General features: G+C 32.5%; 3 protein-coding genes and 1 tRNA gene. All 4 read left to right on the forward strand.

Annotated features, from left to right (window positions below):
* The first annotated feature begins 270 nt into the window (after nt 1-270).
* A tRNA-Leu gene (locus QZ143_RS03235) sits at nt 271-357 on the forward strand.
* A 76-nt stretch (nt 358-433) separates the two neighbouring features.
* Entirely contained in the window at nt 434-2,920 is a 2,487-nt protein-coding gene (locus QZ143_RS03240; protein WP_292881171.1) for a hypothetical protein, read from the forward strand.
* A 138-nt stretch (nt 2,921-3,058) separates the two neighbouring features.
* Nucleotides 3,059-3,913, forward strand: coding sequence for a UTP--glucose-1-phosphate uridylyltransferase GalU (gene galU / locus QZ143_RS03245; RefSeq protein WP_292609362.1), 855 nt, complete (start codon nt 3,059-3,061; stop codon nt 3,911-3,913).
* A 37-nt stretch (nt 3,914-3,950) separates the two neighbouring features.
* Nucleotides 3,951-4,585: aldo/keto reductase (locus QZ143_RS03250; protein ID WP_292881289.1), on the forward strand; the 635-nt coding region annotated here is incomplete at its 3' end.

Consider the following 4,585-nt stretch of genomic DNA (forward strand, 5'->3'; position numbering starts at 1 on the left):
ATTAACTTGTCATTATCATTTATTATTTTATATTGGGTTGTATTTAAAGCTTGTTGAAGTCATTTGAAAATATTGCTTTCATTTAAACATATTATTTTTAAGTTTAGTTGTTTATATTGAAAAATAACTATTTACAGCATTTGCTAATAATTTATTTTTAATTTAATTTAATTTATGGTTTGAGAAATCAAAATCGTGAAAATTGTGATAAAAATAGTTAACTTTAAATAAGTTAAGGGATATATTTTTTTATAACTACTTTTGTTTTATGCGGGGGTGGTCGAGCGGTCAAAGGCGCTAGGTTGAGGGCCTAGTGGGTTAGTCCCTTCGCGGGTTCAAGTCCCGTCCCCCGCACCATTTATATAAAAATTCTTATTTTGAAAAGTTTATTAATCATTAAATCAAATATATTTCTCAATTGGAGGAATTTAATTTGATTAAAAAAACATTTTTTATTTTATCAATTTTTGCATTAATTGTCCTATCGCTATCCTGTGTAAGTGCAGCAGATACAGGTAATAATGCTACAGCTAATCTTGAAGACTTGGCTGATGAAATCAACTCAACTGATGTTGGTGAAACACTTAATCTAAATCAGGATTACAAAAGCACAAATTCATCAAATCAAATTATAATTTCAAAATCAATCACAATTGATGGAAACAACCATACAATCGAAGCTCCTGATGTGAAAAGAGTGTTTTTGGTAAATGCGGATAATGTCTGCATTAAAAATTTAAATTTTATCAATTCAAAAGCAACAGGCCTTGCTGGGGGAGTCATCTCCTGGTGGGGAAATAATGGATCTTTGTCCAATTGCAATTTCGAAAATAACTCTGCTTCATCAGCTGCTGGAGCAGTTTTGTGGAAAGGTAATGACGGACGCATTGAAAGCTGCAATTTCATGAATAACAATGTAACTTACGGTCCAGCAGTCAGCCTGACAAGTGGTGAGAGTTTTGATCCTCACCAGATTCACATTCAGGTGGTAAACAGTGAAGGGGGAGCTCTTTATTTGCAGGGATATAACCTTCTTGTCAATAATTGCAATTTTCTGAACAATCTTGCACTTTTTCATGGCGGTGCAATTTGCGTTCATTGGTATAGCAATGTAACAATTTCAAATTCCCGCTTTAAAAACAACTCCGCAGCTGAGTATTCTGGTGCAGTACATTTGGATGGTGATAATCCAACCATTATAGGATGTGATTTTGAAAATAATCATCAAAATGATTTGTTTATAAATGCTAAGGCAGTTATTGCCAATTCCACTTTTGATTATCCTTCTTCTATTGAAGACGAGTGTAATTCATCTTACATTAATGTAACATTCAGACATGGCAATTCTTTTAAAGATTTATCTTTAAAAATAAACAACACTCCTGAAGGTGGTGTTTTAGTTTTAGATAAGGATTATATCTATATTGACGGATCAAATAAGGGAATTTTAATTAATAAAACCATTATAATAGATGGCAATGGTCATACAATTAGTGGAAATAATGCCTCAAGAATTTTTAACATAAGTGCAGACAATGTAGTTATTAAAAACATCAATTTCATCAACGGAAATCCGATTGCAAAATACTTCTCAAGAGATATTGGGGGCGGAGCAATTTATTGGAATGGCGCAAATGGTAGGGTTAAAAACTGCAACTTCTCAAACAATGTGATTCGTGGCATTGAAGATGACCCGTTCGATAAGGAAGAAGAAATTGTCAAGGAAGATGGGACTGTCATACATACTATCCGATTCCGTCCGATGGGTGCAAAAATAACTGAAGGTGGAGCAATAGTCTGGAATGGAACAAACGGCACTGTTTTGGATTGTGTATTTAGAAATAATCATGTCGGATATGCAAATTCAGGAGGAGCTATCCAATGGAGAGGCGATAATGGAAAGATATTGAAATCCCAATTTTACCAAAATGATGCATGGTGTGGTGCTGCAGTCTGCTGGGTTGGAGACAATGGATTTATAAGCGAATCAACAGTAATGGACAATGGGTTTTTCGATGGAGGAATCTACTGGTTTGGTAAAAACGGAACAATAGTTCACTCAATTTTGGTTGGTAATGGATATCCTTTAGTATTGAGATCCAGCGAAAAATTAACTGCAGACTATAACTTTTGGGGAGATACAATCTACAATATACCTAAAGTGGAAAAACCTGATTTTGTATCTAAATGGCTGGTCTTAAATTACAATCATGACGGTAAGTTTTTACTCAAAGGTGATAACATAACTGTTCGTTATGATTTATCCTATTTGGCAGATAAGGATGGAAACGTGTCACGTTACAGTGATGCTTCAGGTCTTTATGATGGTGAAATTAATTATACTGCTGAAAGAACAGGATATTTGGATATAACATTTGACAATGGCATCAAAATAAAAATCGATGCTAGGGAAGCTATTGTAAGCAGTGATGTAACCAAATATTATCAAAACAGCAAAATTTCTTTTAAAGTCACTGTCTATGATTTAGTTGGAAAAGTCGTTTCAAAAAAAGTTAAATTTACAGTCAACGGTAAGAACTATTTTGTCGAAACCGATAAAAATGGTGTTGCAACTTTAAAATTAAAATTCAAACCTGGAAAATATACAGTTTATTCTTCTTATGGGGATGCAAAAGTTAAAAATAAGATAATAGTTAAGAATACATTAATTACTAAAAATATTTACAAAAAATTCAAAAAATCAGGTAAATTCTATGTTAAGGTTTTAAATTCAAAAGGAAAAACATTCGCCAAAAAAGTAGTTAAAATTAGTTTTAAAGGGAAAACCTATAAAATCAAAACCAATAAAAAAGGAATAGCTACTTTAAAAATTTCTAAGAATTTAAAAATTGGAAAACATATAATTAAAACAACTTATAATGGTTTAACAAATACAAATAAGATTATAGTTAAAAAATAACTATTACTCTTATTTTTTTGTTAAATATTCTTTTTTTCATTTTTAATCAGTTTCAAAAGTTCAATTGGATAATTTTAATAACCTTTTTATTAGATTAAATTAAAAATTATAATTAATTAAAGTTTATGGTGATAATTTATGAAAGCTGTAATTCCAGCAGCAGGTTTTGGAACAAGATTTTTACCTGCTACTAAGGCACAACCTAAGGAAATGTTGCCTGTTTATGACAAACCTACTATTCAGTATGTTATTGAAGAGGCAGTGGCATCAGGTATTGATGATATTTTAATTGTAACTGGTAGAAACAAAAGATCTATTGAAGACCACTTCGATAAATCCTTTGAACTGGAACAAACATTGCAAAGCGCTGGTAAAGATGACCGTTTAAGACAGGTTCGTGCAATTACTGATTTGGCTGATATCTGTTATGTAAGGCAAAAAGAACAGAGAGGACTTGGAGATGCAATTTATTGCGCTGAAAAGCATGTTGGTGGAGAACCATTCGCTGTTCTTTTAGGTGATTCAATCACTAAAGGTCCAACTCCCTGCACAAAGCAATTAATTGATGTTTATGAAAAGTATGGTGCATCTGCAATTTCTCTTGAAGAGGTTCCAAAGCATAAGGTAGAGAGATATGGAATCATTAAAGGAACTGAAGTGGAAAAGGATGTTTATAATATTGAAAAACTTGTTGAAAAACCATTGGCCCACCAAGCTCCTTCAAATCTTGCTATAATGGGAAGATATGTTTTGACCCCTGATATTTTTGATAAAATTGATGAAACAGAACCTGGTGTTGGTGGTGAAATTCAGCTTACCGATGCTCTTCAAAAATTGGATGCAATTTATGGAGTTACATTTGACGGAAAAACCTATGATATAGGTAATCGTTTCGAATGGCTTAAAACTTCAATTGAATTTGCAATGGATGATGAAGAGTCCAAAGATGATTTGATGGAATATATGAAGAAAATGATTAGTCAAAATGAATAGTTATTTCACATGAAATAACTTTTTAACTCTTTTTTTTATGGATGATATTATGCAATATCGGTTGATTGAAAAAACCGGCGATGAAGTTTCTGCTTTAGGTTTTGGGGCAATGCGCCTTCCTTTAAAAAATGGTAAAATTGATCGAGAATTGGCTAAAAGGCAAATCTATTATGCAATTGATAATGGTGTTAATTTTATAGATACTGCCTATCTTTATGGAGACAGCGAAAAATTTTTAGGCGAGATTCTTCAGGGTGAGTATAAGGATAAGGTTAAGATTTGCACAAAGCTGCCATCCATTCATGTTAGAAAATATGAAGATATGGAAAACTTTTTGGATGAACAGCTAAAACGACTCCAAAGAGATTATATTGATTATTATCTTATCCATTCAGTTGATTTGAAAACCGTTAACCGACTGCTTAAGAAAGGATTGATAGATTTTTTAAACAAGGCAAAAAGTGAAGGCAAGATTAAGCATGTTGGATTTTCATATCATGGTGTTAAGGAGGAATTCGACTTATTGATTGATGGCTATGACTGGGATGTGGTTATGGTTCAGTATAACTACTTTGATGAAAATGTTCAGGCCAGCACTGAAGGTATTGAATATGCTGCTTCAAAAGGAATGGGTATTTTTGTAATGGAACCTTTAAAGGGAGGTATTCTTGC

The sequence above is a fragment of the Methanobrevibacter sp. UBA188 genome, assembly GCF_905234905.1.
GTDB lineage: Archaea > Methanobacteriota > Methanobacteria > Methanobacteriales > Methanobacteriaceae > Methanocatella.